Raw genomic sequence first — 15142 nt, 5'->3', positions numbered from 1 at the left:
TAGCAATGGGGGGCTGAGTTCTTGAAAACTATCTCTGAACCATCCTGTTTGTTGTTTCACTGCCCAGAGTGATGTTGGTTTGCCTGAAACTTAGTGGTGCAAAGGACATTTATTCGTCTTCATCTTCGGCAAATTGTTGGGCAATTTTTATAAAGGACGCTTCTAAGACGATAAAGGCATCGACTAAAGCGGGTTCAAAATGGCTACCGCGTCCCTGGAGGATGATCTCTTTGGCACTTTGGTAACTAAAAGCTTGTTTGTAGCTGCGCTTATTGATCAGTGCGTCATAGCAGTCGGCAATGGCCATTAGCCGTGCCGAGAGCGGAATTTGCTCCCCCGATAAACCCCGAGGGTAACCGCTACCATCCCATTTTTCATGGTGGTTATAGGCAATCTCTTTGGCGATGCTTAAAAAACTGGACGGTCCATACTCTTTCTCGGCCTTTAAGATGGCATCGCGCCCATATTCTGAGTGTTTTTGCATTTCTTGCCATTCAGTTGCATCGAGAGGCCCGGATTTAAGCAGAATTGCATCGGGCACGCCGACTTTACCAATATCATGCAGCGGCGCAGATTTAAATAATAGTTCAACGAAGTCGTTGTCGAGCTGAGCGGTATAGAATCCTTGCTCTCTTAGGTACTCTGCCAATAGTTTGATGTAATGCTGAGTTCGTCGCAGGTGTTTACCGGTTTCGTTATCACGGGTTTCAGCGACCGAGGCCATGCAATAAATCGCCACATCTTGGGTGCGCGAGATCTCTTTGGTTCTTTGATTGACCAGCTCTTCAAGCTGTGAATTCTGCTGTTGTAAGGTTTTGTGCATTCTGGCTAAAACCATATGGGTGTTCACTCGAGCACTCACGATTGGCAGGCTAAAGGGCTTGGAGATGTAGTCGGCCGCTCCTAGGTTGAAACCATGAATTTCCGATTCCACATCGCTTTTGACGGTTAAGAAAATAATCGGAATGTCTTTGGTTTCGGGCATGGCTTTGAGCTGTTGGCAAACCTGATAGCCATCCAATCCCGGCATTAATACATCCAATAGGATGAGATCAGGTAAGAAGCCACGTCTGATCCGCTCTAAACCTTGTTCGCCATTTTTAGCCACCGAAACCACAAATTTCTGGGCGAGCAACTCCACTAGCACATCGATATAAAATGTTTCGTCATCAATAATCAGTATTTTTTCTGTTGGCTTAAGCATGTTGGTGTAACCTATCCTTTTTTATTGATATGTTCGTCTAGCACCGTGAGGGCATTGTCGAACTCAAATTCGTTGATCAGTCTGACGAGCTCATCATAGAGTATACGCGGTAGCTTATTTTCAAATTCAGTAATGGTTTTCTTGGCCTGTGGATTGCCTTCTTCTAGTAATTCTCGAAGCGGCGTTAATAGAGCTTCGGCGCTAGTATTGAGTACAGTTGTTGGTGATTGACTGACGATTTCAGGGGCTGAGCTGGGTGGTGCAAGACTACTGGCAAGTTGTTCGAACAAGTGCTTAAACTGGTGCTGAAACTCCTGCCATTGTTGGCTGGCAAAAGCTTGCTCTGCTTGGGCGATGAGCGGTTCAAAATCGGTCGCTGCTTGTTCGAGCGATTTGGCACCAAGGTTACCTGCGACCCCTCTAATGGTGTGAATAATGCGTTTTACATCGTCAAATTGTTGTAGCCTACACGCCTGAGAAAGGGTCTCTAATTCTTGGTGATGCCTGCTATAAAAATCACTCAGTAGTTTTTGGTAAAGCTGTGCATTGCCGCCGACTCGGGTGATCCCCCATTGGCTATCTAAGCCGTCAATGACTGGTAATGGATCTTCGGCTGGAGCGTTTATCACCAGCGCTGGCTCAGTATCTGGCTGCGCTTGAGGCGCAAGGTATTGGCTTAGTACTGAGAATAATTGCTCGGGATCGATAGGTTTCGCTAGGTGAGCGTCCATGCCTGCTTCGAAACATCGTTGCTGATCTTCTTTCATTGCATGAGCGGTCATGGCAATAATCGGGAGTTTGGCGAAGCGGCTATTCTTGCGAATGGCTCGAGTGGCTTCAAAGCCATCGAGTACTGGCATTTGTATATCCATTAAGACTAAATCGAAGGCCTCAGCTTGCAGCATATCGATTGCTTGTTGACCATGCTTGGCAATGCTGGCTTGCAGGCCCATTTGGGTCAGCATTTCTTTGGCGAGTTCTTGGTTAATGGGGTGATCTTCCACTAACAATACCTTGCCCTCAAGTAAGTGGGGGACCATCGCTTGAGTTGCCAGTGAACTGCTTGGCTGTTGATGAAATAGCTTCATGATGCAATCAAATAATAGTGAAGCGTTGAGTGGTTTAATTAAGAAGGCGTCAAGTTGTTCTTTTTCTACCTGCCGCAGCACATCTTCACGCCCATAGGCGGTGACTAAAATGATTGCGGGCATCATGCGAAGAGGCATTTCTTTGATGTATTTACTCGCTTCAATGCCATTCATTCGTGGCATTTTCCAATCCATTAATACCAAGCGATAGGGATCTTCCGGTTCGATGTTGTTGTGTCGGTCAAGCATATCGATGGCGGTTGCAGCGTTACTCGCGCAATCAACTCTAAATGAGAAGGAGTGTAATATTTCGCTGCTAATGTCTCTGGCCAATTGGTTGTCGTCGACCACCAAAACTCGCATATCTCTGAGTTCGGCTTGCAACTGTTGGTCGTATTGTTTGTCTTCGGAGTAAGCTAAGTTAAGCTGAAAGCTAAAAGTACTGCCTTGATTTTCAATGCTGGTGGCGCAGATTTCTCCCCCCATCAGCTCGACTAATAATTTGCTGATGCTTAAACCCAGGCCGGTACCGCCATGGGTTCGAGTGAGGCTGTCGTCGGCCTGAACAAAGGGCTGGAATAATTTGCTGAGGTTGTCTTCGGAGATCCCAATGCCGGTGTCATTGACCGAAAACTCAAGGGTAACCCGGTTTGGCACCGATTCGAGCAGTTTGATCTTCACCACAACTTGTCCCTGCTCTGTAAATTTTATGGCATTTTGAGTCAGGTTAATCAGGATCTGTTCTAGCCTGAGAGGGTCGCCAATCAGGATATCGGGCACTTTCGGATCAACATCCATGAAGATATCTATGTTCTTCTCTATTGCTTTTGGTGCCAACAGATTTGATAGGTTGTAGACAATTTCACTTAAATGGAATTTGATTTGCTCTATTTCTAGCTTGCCAGCTTCGACTTTAGACACATCTAAGATGTCATTGATGACGCCCAGTAGGGTGAGCGACGCGCGTTTTATTTTCTTGGCGTAGTCTTGCTGGGTATCATCCAGTTTGCTACTGAGCATCAGATGTGTAAAGCCGACGATAGCATTCATCGGGGTCCGGATTTCATGAGACATATTGGCTAAAAACTGACTTTTAAAGTTATTGGCCTGTTCTGCACTTTGTTTGGCTTGTGCGAGCTTTTCACTACTCAGCTTTAATTTATCCTTGGCGATAGCAAGTTTTCTATTCCAAATGAAAATCACAATGATAATTGGCAGTGCAATCATGCAAGTGATTAGAATGGCTCGCCAAATTAAGTAGTTATTTGCTTGATGCTCAAAGTCAACTGAAAACCAGTGGTTCTTGATCTGCTTCATTTGTTGTGCCGATATTCGGTCGATAGCCTGATTGAGGATGGGTATTAATTCAGGCCAATCTTTACGGACGCCAATCGATGCTTGGTAAGAGTAGGGACTGGGTGCGGCTATCTTGATATCGGCGATGCCTAACTCGGTTAATGATAAGGAAGTGGAGTCCAGGATCCCGATGTAGGCATCAATTTCGCCAGCACTTAAGCTTAACAAGGCTTGTTGAGGTGATGAGAAAGGAAACTGTTCGAGTAGTGGGTAATCTACCTGTAGTTGGTTTTCTAAGTTGTGGTGATTGAGCACCCCCACTCGATGTCCGACGAGATCTTCAACACTGCTCACAAATTGGGTGTTGTCCTGCACAAATATCATATAGGGGCGAGTTAGGTAGGGCTTACTGAACAGCATTTCTGCTGTGTCTTGTTGATTTTGTTCGACATAGGGAACCGATGGGACGATATCGACCTCGGCTTGCTGGAGAGCTTGTAAGGTATTTGACCAACTACTTGTTTCAGAAAGTTTATAGCTTACGCCAATAATGTTGGTCACGATATTCAGAACTTCTGAAGAGATACCGCCAAAGGAGCCTTTTTCATCCATAAAGCTCAAGGGGGCAAATTTAGGGTCTACGCCAATGTTCCATTGTTGGTGCTGTTCTAGCCAAATATTTTGTTGGTTGCTTAGATTGAGAGGGAGGGCATTGATGAATTGTTGGCGGTTGTTTACCCAGTGACTGAGTATGGCTTGGCGTTCGGCAACGCTGATACTGGCTAAGGCTTTATTCAGAATGCCGACCAAGGGTTGCCATTGTGGGTCTTGATGTACCGCAAAGCGTTGTAAGGCGAAAGGCAGCTGAGGGTCACCGCTAAAGGAAATATTACTGAGCTGTAAGTTTTGTTTTAACCACGAGATTACCGCTTGATTTCCCACATACGCATCAACTTGTTGAAAGGAGAGAGCCTTCAAGGCATCAGCGGTGGAAGGGTAGGTTTTTAAGTTGATCTCGGGATGACTTTTACGCAGTACATCGATAAGGAAGAAGCCATCTTCAATGGCTAGCGTTTTCCCCGAGAGCTGAGCTAAGTCACTATATTGCTTGCCTTCGCTGTTGCTGACTATGACTTTCACTGCGCTGAAATAGGGGAGGGTGAACCATAAGTCTTGTTCTCGGTCTGCGGTTTGTACAATGGTAGTGCCGAGCTTAATTTCTCCTTTCCTTAACTGCTGAACCATGTCTTTGAAACGAGCATTGCTTTTCACTTTTAAGCTGATCCCTAAACGGTTCTCGATAAGCTCTAAATATTCGGAGAGAACTCCGCTATGTATGCCTTGTTGGTTGGTAAAGTCTACCGGTGGCCAATTGCCATCAACGCCAATGGTGATCTCTGGATGTTTCGCTAACCAGTCTTGTTCTGTCGGGGTTAAGTTGAGCTGAACTTTGGCATTATTGATAGCATTTAATTTTGGGGGCAGATATTCCCAGTGAAAACCGCTCCATTTTGCAGAAATAGCATTTTTGTCCTGATTGGATATATCTGCCAAGTGGCGATTAATTTTAGCTAACAGCTGTTGATTATCGCGCTTTACGGCTGCGCGGTAGGCTCGGTCATACAGCACCGACGTAAAGGCTTCAAAACGAACGCTCACCGGATGATCACTGAGGTATTTTTTTAGATAGATAGCTTGGGTGATGAACAGCTCAACCTCTCCAGTGATTGCGGCTTCAAATAGCTGGTTGTAGCCGGAATAACTATGTATATCAGCCTTGGGGTAATGTTCTAGCAGCCATTGATGATGGTAGCTACCCTGAGTCACGCCGATGGAGCGTTGGTTGATATCGAGGTTGGTATCAAGTTGAGTTAAGTTGGGGTTGTAGTATAGGGAATAAGCGCTATGTAATAAGGGCTTAGAAAATGCCATTTGGGTTTCACGTTGGGCGCTGCTGAACAGGCCTGCAATCGCATCCACCTTTCCTTCATTTAACCAGCGTTGAGTTTCACTGTTGTTTCCTCCGATAAACTGGATAGATTGTTGGCTCTTCTCGGCCCATATTCGCCAAAAATCGATCAGAACGCCGCTGGCTTGACCAGATTCGTCTTGATATTGAAGGGGGGCACTGTCGATCCGATAACCAATTTTGAGCGGTTGTTGCGCATCAACTTGAGCGAAAGTCGATTGGGGGGAAACAATCAGAAGTAAGCAAATGAGACAAGTTGCGACCAAACAAAAAACACTTTTGCCTTTTATTTTCTGCATGCATCCTCGCTTAATTTGCTAAGTCATCGTTATTTAGCTGCGCACGATTCATCCCTCTATGGGGTCATCTGTTAGGGCTAAAAAGAGCGTATATCTTATGGGCTAGATGAAAATTCCTTTTGTTTATTTAATATACCGACTTGATATATCGGTGACAAATAATAATCATTTATCGTTTAAGTAATATGTTTTATTTTAGGGCTAGCTCATTGTTTTAACATTCATTATCGAGTTAATTAAAGATTAGACTATAGGCTTTTAATCCCATAGTAATCGTCGCTATCTTGGGGACTTTAGTTAAACTTCATAAACCTCGGTGGCGTAAGCTCGATAGCTATCTAGAACATTCTGTATTGAGCGAGATGGGTCGTCTGTTGAACATCGGTCGGCCAAGCTCGCTAGAAATGAACAAGTTTAGGATATGAAAAGGCTCCTTTGTTTTGCTGATTCGAATACTTGGGATTATGAGCCTCAGCGGCACCCTTATGCAGGTAATCAATGGTGACAGGGATGGAAGAGATATGTCAGGGGGAATCCCCAGCTAAAGTTTGCCCTGCAAAGTCAAAGGTCCTGTTCGGTTCTGTTAATTTTGTCGCGTCAGCGCCTGTTCTTTCGCTCTTTGTTTAAGGTGTATCTGTTTGATTTTCACGCGCGCATCGGAGCGAAGGAGAGTATGGCTGGCGCCGCCTCTCCCTCTTTGTTTAAAGTTCACGCCGTGCATCGGGATGGAAATGGCTGGCATCTCGATGGGCCATTTCTTCGTAGGTGGCCCATTTTTGACGCGCCACCTGCTCGGCAATATCCATTAAACGTTGCGCCTCTTCGGGCTGGCTCTGGGCTAAGATCTGGTAACGATTCTCCTGTTCTCGGTAGTGTTTTAAGGGCACGCTGGGGCGTAAGCTGTCTAGGGCAAAAGGGTTCGCTCCCTGCTGGCGCAGCACTGGGTTATAGCGAATTAATGGCCAGTGCCCACTGAGGACTGCATTTTGTTGCTGATCTAAACCTTTTTGCATATCAATACCGTGGGCAATGCAATGTGAATAGGCTATCACTAGTGAAGGGCCGGGATAGGCTTCGGCTTCACGTAAGGCCAACAGCGTTTGCTGAGGATCGGCGCCCAGCGCGACTCTTGCCACATAAACATTGCCATAGGCGATGGCTTGCAGGGCCACATCTTTTTTGGCCATGGTTTTTCCGCCAGCGGCAAATTTAGCCACCGCGCCTAGCGGGGTTGATTTACTCATTTGGCCACCGGTATTGGAGTAGACTTCGGTATCCATGACTAAAATATTCACGTCTCGGCCGGAAGCCAATACATGGTCTAAGCCGCCAAAACCAATGTCGTAGGCCCAGCCGTCGCCGCCCACTATCCATACCGAGCGACGTAACAGATAATCTAATACCGAGCTGAGCGTTTGTGCATGAGCATGGCCTTTAATTTGTTGCATTAGTTGCTGCAGGCGTTGACGTTGTGCTCTGAGTTGGGATTCAAACTGCTGAGGCGCGTTGAGTACCGCTTCGATGAGTTGTGGATCGAAGGCGGGTTGCCATTGCTGTAGTTGTCTCTCGGCTTCGCGTCGCTGTTGATCGGCGCTGAGTCGCAGACCCAAACCAAACTCGGCATTGTCTTCAAATAGCGAGTTTGACCAAGCGGGTCCTTGGCCCTCGGCATTTTTTGACCAAGGAGTGGTGGGTAAATTACCGCCATAAATAGATGAACAGCCGGTGGCATTGGCAACTAACATACGATCGCCAAATAGTTGGGTAATCAGTTTCAAATAAGGTGTTTCACCGCAGCCACTACAGGCCCCGGAAAATTCAAACAGCGGCTCAAGAAATTGCACTCCATGCACAGTGGAAAAATCCACACGACTGCGATCGTTGACTGGCAAACTTTCGAAAAAAGCCAGCGCTTCACGCAGCGGTTGTTGCTGTTGCGGTTTGGGCTGCATGGTGAGCGCTCGCTGTTGTTCGGGGCCGCGCACCGGACAGGCCTCGAAACATAATCCGCAACCAGTACAATCATCCCCGTAGAGCTGCAAAGTATAGTGGGTATCGGGAAAGCCTCGGGCGGCCAGAGCTGCCGACGCAAAACTGCTGGGCGCCTGGGCTAAGTAAGCTTGATGATAGAAACGGGCGCGCAGCGCCGCATGTGGGCAAACGATGACACAGTTTCCGCATTGAATGCAGGCCTCGCTGTCCCATTTGGGCAGTGTGGCGGCAATGTTACGTTTCTCATAACGGCTGGAGCCGCTGGGCCAAGTGCCATCATCGGGCAGCATCGATACCGGAATTTGATCGCCTAAACCACGGATCATCTTGGCGGTGACCTGTTGCATAAAGGCCGGAGCCTGCGGGCTGAGCGCGGGGCTCAGTTGTCGTGCCGAATTTGCCTGGCCTAAAGTCACTGTTCGTAGCGCGGCGATACTAGCATCGACAACGGCATGGTTGGCCTCGACAACTTTAGCCCCCTTGCGTTGATAGCTCTTGGTAATGGCTTGTTTCATGGCGTTTAAGGCTTGCTCGAGTGGCAGAATGTTGGCTAAGGCAAAGAAACAGGCCTGCATAATCGTGTTGATTCGGCGCCCCATGCCGCCAGCGAGGGCGACCGCGGTGGCATCAATCGCATATACCTTGATTTGCTGCTCAAGAATAGAGTGCTGAGTATCTGCGGTGAATGAGTCCCAAAGTTGTTGGTCATTCAAGCTGCTGTTGAGCAACAAACAGCCTTGTGCTTTGATTTTGTTCACTAAGTCCATTTGTCGTAATAATTGCGGTTGGTGAACCGCGACTAGGTCGGCGTGTTCCAGCAAATAGGGCGCATCTATCGGTTGTTGGGCAAAACGTAAATGCGAAACCGTGGTTGAGCCAGACTTTTTAGAATCATAAACAAAGTAACCCTGCGCATAATACCCCGGACGTTCGGCGACGATTTTAATGGTGTTTTTATTGGCCCCAACCGTTCCATCGGAACCTAAACCATAGAACAGTGCGCTACTGACGCCGGTTTCTGGCAAAGTCATTTTGCTATCAACTGTTAGGCTGAGGTGACTCAAATCGTCGTTGATGCCAACGCTAAAACGAGTTTTAACTGGCGAAGCGCGTAGGGATTTAAAGACCGCATCGGCCATGGCTGGGGTGAATTCTTTGCTGGATAGGCCATAGCGCCCACCACAGACCTTAATATGCAGGCGCTCGGGGTGTTCGTGGATCACCGATTGAACATCCAGTAGTAATGGTTCGGCTTGTGAGCCGGGCTCTTTGGTGCGATCAAGCACTGCTATCCTTTGCACCGTATTTGGCAATACCGCCAAAAAGTGTTCGCTGCTAAAGGGACGGTATAGCCGTACCGTAACCACACCAACTTTTTCGCCTTGTTGACAGCGGTGCGCGACCACTTGTTGTACGGTGATGCTCGCCGAGCCCATCACCACCAGTACATCGCTGGCGTCTGCTGCACCATGATAATCGAAGGGGCGATAAGGTCTACCGCTTAGGCTCGCGACCTGCTGCATCACATCGGCAACGATGCTGGGGGCGTGTTGATAATAAGGATTGACGCTCTCGCGAGCCTGAAAATAAACGTCGGGATTTTGAGCGGTGCCTCTAATTTTTGGGCGTTCTGGTGAGAGCGCGCGTTGGCGGTGTTGCCACACCCAGTGATCGTCGACCAGCGGCTTAATTTGCGTGGCGTCCAGAGCGGCAATTTTATTGACTTCGTGGGAGGTTCGAAAGCCATCGAAGAAATGCACAAAGGGAATGCGGCAGCGTAGGCTTGCGAGATGGGCCACCAAAGCCATGTCTTGCGCCTCTTGCACCGAGGCCGATGCGAGCAGGGCAAAGCCTGTGGCGCGCACTGCCATTACATCTTGATGGTCGCCAAAAATCGATAATCCTTGAGCAGCCAAGGCGCGAGCGGCTACATGAAATACCGCTGGGCTTAGCTCTCCAGCAATTTTGTACATATTAGGGAGCATTAACATCAAGCCCTGAGAAGCGGTAAAGGTGGTGGCTAAAGCGCCGCCTTGCAGCGCGCCGTGAACCGCGCCAGCCGCACCGCCTTCACTTTGCATCTCAATGATTTCTGGTATTTGTCCCCATAGGTTGGGTTTTCCTTGATTGGCCCATTCATCGGCCAGTTCAGCCATGGTTGAAGAGGGGGTGATGGGATAAATGGCACAAACTTCACTAAATAAATAGGCGATTCGAGCCGCTGCTTCGTTACCGTCGAGGGTGAGCATGCGTGGTTTCATTGGTTTTCCTCCACCGTATCGATCATGGTCATCGCACCACAAGGACATTGGTTTACACAGGCTTGACAACCAGTGCAACGTTGATAGTCGATGGCATAACCTTGTCCTTCGCCTTGCTTACTAATGGCTTGTTGTGGGCAAGCGCCATAGCAGCTGTCACACTCAAAGCAATTGCCGCAGGAGTAGCAGCGTTGGGCTTCAAATTGAGCCTGTTCAGCGCTTAAACCTTGAGTGACTTCGCTAAAATCATCAACCCGTTGTTCGGGGGGGAGTTGATTTTTGGGATTGACAGGGGCATCAGTTTGATACCAGAGGTGAAGCTGTTCGGCGGTGGCGATTTTTGCTTTTGGGGGCGTGGTTAGTTCTGTTTGTTGTAACCAAGTATCGATGCAATGGGCGGCCTTTTTGCCGTGGCCTGTGGCAATGGTCACAGTGCGTAGCGAAGGCACCATATCACCGCCGGCAAAAATACCTTCGGCACCGGTCATCATGTGTTGATTTACTTCCACCACACCATCGTGATAACGGATCTGTTCGAACTGGCTGAGCAGGCGAGTATCGACGTTTTGTCCGAGGGCTAAGATCAGGCTATCGGCGGAAAGTGTTTCAAACTTACCGGTGGGTTGAGGGTAACCTTGTTCGTCTAATTCCATCAACTCGACGGTGAGTTGTTGTTCGCTGAAGTCTTTGATGGTGCGTAACCAATTGATTTGCACTCCTTCTTCCAGCGCTTCATAGGCCTCAAACTGGTGGGCGGGCATATTCGCCATGTCGCGGCGATAGATGATCATTGGCTCGGCGCCAAGGCGTTTGGCACTGCGGGCTGCATCCATGGCGGTATTACCTCCTCCGTAGATGGCGACTCTACGACCGAGATTGAGTTTTTGGCCCTGTTCGATGGCTTCTAAGTAACTGACGGCATCGATGATCTTGCTCGCCTCTTGGGCTGGGATCTCAGTTTTCTTGCTGATGTGAGCGCCAATGGCAACAAAGGCGGCGGCAAACCCACCTTGTTCTCGCTCCTGTTTTAGATCGTCGACCCGGTGGTTGAGAGTGATTTTTACCCCCATTCTAAGTAAGCGGTAGATCTCGCCATCCAATATATTTCTCGGTAAGCGATAGGCCGGAATGCCAAAGCGTAGCATGCCGCCAGCGCTGTTGCCGGCATCGCGTATTTCTACGCTGTGTCCTAAACGAGCTAGGTGGTAGGCGGCGGATAAGCCGCTGGGACCAGCCCCCACAATCAAGATTTTTTTGCCACTCGGCGTGGCATTGTATTCAGGTAGCCAGCCTTCGGCTAAGGCGACATCGCCCAAGTAACGCTCGATGGCGTGTACCGAGACGGCTTGATCCACCTCATTGCGATTACAGGCTGCTTCACAGGGATGGTAGCAAACTCGGCCATGGATCGCTGGGAAAGGATTGTCGTTCATCAATACCTGCCAAGCTTGTTGTATATCACCTTGTTGAGCTAGTGATAGCCAAGCTTGGATATTTTCTCCCGCCGGACAGGCAGCATTACAAGGTGGCAGCAGCGATTGATAAATTGGTTTTCGTTTTGCGACGGCACCTGTGCCATGGCTCAAGGTAAGGTCGGGAGGACTTGATAAATCGACAGATTTTGCTTTCATCAGGGTTCCTTAAGTTCAGTGCACCATCTTGCCGCGCTAAGAATAGGCAATAGCTTGCCATTCGTTAGTCGCTAACGATGCTATGGCACGGTGTTATGAAGGCAGGTGATTCACTGCCGACGCTAAATCTTAAGAAATCAAAATTAGTAAAAATTTAGCATACGCTGCATTTTATGAGAGCTATCTAGATCAAAATTTATCAAAGGATCCATGTAGGGAGTTCACAGTTTTAATTTATATATTAGTAATGTCTAAAATAATTTATGGCCGCTTATTAGCAATGCTTTTGAAATAAAGTGAAAATGTTTTTGGCTTCGTCGAATTTATTATATGAATCAAAGATATTTCTAAGTTTTTGAGCTTGATTGAGAACCTTAAAGATTTGATGGTTTTTGATTTATCGGCCTGGAGTGCGAATCTACGGGGATTGTCGTGGATACTTTAGTTTGCTAGTTAGTTAAATATATTAAAAAAAACGAGTGATGAATATTCATGGTTTTATCTGTTCAAGACTGTTTTTATGACTCTAAACATATTATTTCTACGGATAGCCATCAAAATTCAGAGCAATATTTTGAAAAACAAACTAATGATAAAATAGAAGAAAAATATCAGTGTATTACATATTTGTTAAATACATAAATTGTTTTTTTTATGTGTATTTTTTTGTGTATATTTATATTTTTTAGATATAAGTATTCGTTATGGCAGTACAACAGCACGTAACTCAACAAGAAGTCGATTACTCTGAATTTGACAGTCTGATCTCTACCACCGATAACGATAGTTATATCACTTATGCCAATCAAAGCTTTTGTGATGTAGCAGGTTACTCGGCCACTGAGTTATCGGGTCAACCACATAATATTATCCGACATACGGATATGCCCAAAGTGGCCTTTGCCCAGATGTGGGAGTATTTGCTATCGGGCCGAAGCTGGATGGGTTTAGTCAAAAATAGCTGTAAAGATAGCGCTTATCACTATTGGGTGAGTGCCTTTGTTACGCCGATTAAAAATGAACAGGGTGAAACCATTGAATATCAGTCGGTGAGATCACGCCCTGAACGTGAACAAATTAAACGAGCGGATGCGGCCTATAGTCAATTGCAGCAAGGAAAAAAACCGCAGCGTTTATTGGGCTGGCGACATCACTATGCTTCCTATATGTTGCTATTAACGCTAAGCATGTTGGGCTTGCTGGAATGGCAGGCTTTGACTGCGGGAATGTATTGGTTGGCCGGGGGAGGCGCTTTACTTGGTGCTGCCAGCCTATTTTTCGGCTGGCGACAACGCTCGCGGATTCAACAACTGAATCAACGAGCCCAGCAGGCCTACCACAACCCTTTGATGGAAAATCTTTACACTGATCATTATGATGAGTTTTCGGCCATCGAATTGGCCTTGCGGATGCGCCAAGCTGAATTGCGTGCAGTGGTGGCTCGCACTGGGGAAACCACAGGCGATATTCTGCTGTCTGCCGAGGATGAATTGGCGACCATGCAGTCTATGAAACAGAGTCTCTCTCAGCAAAACGATGAAACCACTCAGGTCGCTACAGCGGTGACCGAGATGGCTCATGCTACTCGAGAAGTGGCGGAAAGTGCCGAGTCAGCATCGCAGCTGACCAGCCAAGCCAATACCGCGGTGGTTGCAGGGCGACAACAGGTTGATACCACGATCGACTCGGTGCAGGCTTTACATAAGGAGTTAGCAAACTCCCAAGCAGTGGTGAGTCAATTGGCTGAAAGTAGTCAGCAAATTGAAGGGATCCTCGATGTGATTGGTTCGATTGCCGACCAAACCAACTTGTTAGCTTTGAATGCGGCCATTGAGGCCGCTCGAGCTGGCGATGCTGGGCGCGGTTTTGCTGTGGTGGCGGAAGAGGTGCGAAACTTAGCCCAGAAAACGCAAGTTTCTACCGAAGAAATCCATACCATGATTAATAATTTGCAAACTACTGCTGAGCAGGCAATTTCAACCATGGCCTCGGGTGAGGTGCTCTCTGAGCAATGTTTAGTGAATGCTCAGAATACCGGAGATTCGCTGATTGAAATTGGTGATATGTTGCATCGTGTGACGGATACTAGTCATCAAATTGCAGTGGCAGTAGAAGAGCAGGCCACGGTGACCGAAGAAATTAATCGTAATTTGATTAATATTAATAAGCTAACCGAGGAAACGGCGGTGACAGGGGATGAGTCGGTCGAGCGCACGGGGATGTTGGTCGATAAACTACAAGCCTTACAGCGCTTGATTCATCAGTTTCAGGCTTAATATGCCAGAAGCGAGGACTTGTAGACTCGAAGTGGTCGATGTTGCTTCGAGCTGAGTTTGTTTGCAGAAGGCGGGGATTCTTCTGTTCAAAGGCTGATAGGTATAGCGCCTGAGCTGCGATTAAGGTGAAGCGGTAACATAGCCTGGTCGCTGAGCGCTTTGAACCGAGCGTTGGGATGATGTGCGGTTCTTAAATAAATCACCTCAAGGGAGAGTCTGGTGTAATTTATTTGAAGTAACAATTGTCGCGAAAATAGTCATTCCAGTTTCGTCGTTTTGTACAGTCAACCATGCAGTGGAACTGCATTGTTGACTGTACACCAGATTAGTTTTTACGACCCCACAAAATGCCATTGAGGTAAGGGTTGCCGGTGATTTTGGTCATGATGATCACCGCTGAAACATGGATTGCAACGGCGATCATACACAGATCAGCTAGTAATCCATGGACTTTCTCAAGCCACTCTTCTCCCCAGAATAGATCGGTCTGGGTTGCCCAGCCCGAAAGACCAGTAGCAATCAGTAAAAACCACATGAGCCAGATCATCAAAGCACCTGCGGGATTGTGCCCGTGGTGTTGATCTTGCCTGCTCACAAGCACCTCCTTTAGGTGAGCAATACCTGCTGCGATTGACGGCCTAAAAGTACTGAGTCGAGCCGGTGAACGGGTAATCAAGCCCCAGACTAAACGCGTCGCAATAGCGGCTAAGACCCCATAGCCTGCCCACTGATGCAGTTCGCTGCCTTCTTCCAGCAATAAAAAGTTACTTAAAAATAGTATTGCAACGGTCCAGTGAGTCAGTCTTACTAGCCAATCCCAAACGTAGTGTTTAGTCATCGATTTCCTCTTTTACTTTTTCCATGTTGGTTGGGTTAAAGTAAATTTCTGCTCGTTTTCCTTGCTTGGTATGACCGTAAAGTTCATAGCAACTAGTGTGGGTTCTTTTAAATACTTTGATTTTGTAACCCATTTCTTCAACCCGCTGTTGGGCTTGTTCGATGGGGATCCAAGTACTTTCAGGCTGTTGAGTACAAGTAGGGTCGGCTAAAGCCACAAAGGAGGTTGCGGCTAGGATACATGCAATAAGTTGAGTTGACATTTTAATCGGTGACATCTTGTTCTCCT

At 47.4% G+C, this 15142-nt stretch carries 7 protein-coding genes; 1 reads left to right on the top strand and 6 read right to left on the bottom strand.

Annotation, left to right across the window (positions count from 1 at the left end):
* Nucleotides 1-109 precede the first annotated feature (109 nt).
* The 4 genes from ACRRSY_RS17675 to ACRRSY_RS17660 all read right to left on the bottom strand — a co-directional run bounded on the left by ACRRSY_RS17675 (nt 110) and on the right by ACRRSY_RS17660 (nt 11740).
* On the bottom strand, nt 110-1204 hold the full coding sequence (locus tag ACRRSY_RS17675) for an HD-GYP domain-containing protein (protein WP_432463734.1): 1095 nt from the start codon (nt 1202-1204) through the stop codon (nt 110-112).
* Between the two features lie 11 nt (nt 1205-1215).
* Nucleotides 1216-5856, bottom strand: coding sequence for a transporter substrate-binding domain-containing protein (locus ACRRSY_RS17670; RefSeq protein WP_432463733.1), 4641 nt, complete (start codon nt 5854-5856; stop codon nt 1216-1218).
* Between the two features lie 701 nt (nt 5857-6557).
* Nucleotides 6558-10109 (bottom strand): pyruvate:ferredoxin (flavodoxin) oxidoreductase, encoded by a 3552-nt coding sequence (gene nifJ / locus ACRRSY_RS17665; protein ID WP_432463732.1) that lies wholly within the window; start codon nt 10107-10109, stop codon nt 6558-6560.
* On the bottom strand, nt 10106-11740 hold the full coding sequence (locus ACRRSY_RS17660) for an NAD(P)-binding protein (RefSeq protein ID WP_432463731.1): 1635 nt from the start codon (nt 11738-11740) through the stop codon (nt 10106-10108). Before ACRRSY_RS17660 ends, nifJ begins: the two co-directional genes overlap by 4 nt.
* A 704-nt stretch (nt 11741-12444) precedes the next feature.
* Here ACRRSY_RS17660 and ACRRSY_RS17655 point away from each other — a divergent pair.
* Complete coding sequence (locus ACRRSY_RS17655; RefSeq protein WP_432451945.1) at nt 12445-14016, top strand: methyl-accepting chemotaxis protein; 1572 nt, start codon at nt 12445-12447, stop codon at nt 14014-14016.
* Between the two features lie 325 nt (nt 14017-14341).
* Here the strand turns inward: ACRRSY_RS17655 and ACRRSY_RS17650 are convergent, their stop codons facing one another.
* Nucleotides 14342-14854 carry a cytochrome b/b6 domain-containing protein gene (locus tag ACRRSY_RS17650; RefSeq protein WP_432451946.1) on the bottom strand — a complete coding sequence of 171 codons (513 nt, stop codon included), beginning with the start codon at nt 14852-14854 and terminating at the stop codon, nt 14342-14344.
* A complete protein-coding gene (locus tag ACRRSY_RS17645; RefSeq protein WP_432451947.1) occupies nt 14847-15131 on the bottom strand; it encodes a PepSY domain-containing protein in 285 nt (94 codons plus the stop codon). Before ACRRSY_RS17645 ends, ACRRSY_RS17650 begins: the two co-directional genes overlap by 8 nt.
* Nucleotides 15132-15142 lie beyond the last annotated feature (11 nt).

It is taken from the genome of Agarivorans sp. QJM3NY_33, from assembly GCF_050870865.2.
Lineage (GTDB): Bacteria > Pseudomonadota > Gammaproteobacteria > Enterobacterales > Celerinatantimonadaceae > Agarivorans.
The sequence above is the reverse complement of the archived record's forward strand: the minus strand, read 5'-3'. Positions and strand labels throughout refer to the sequence as shown.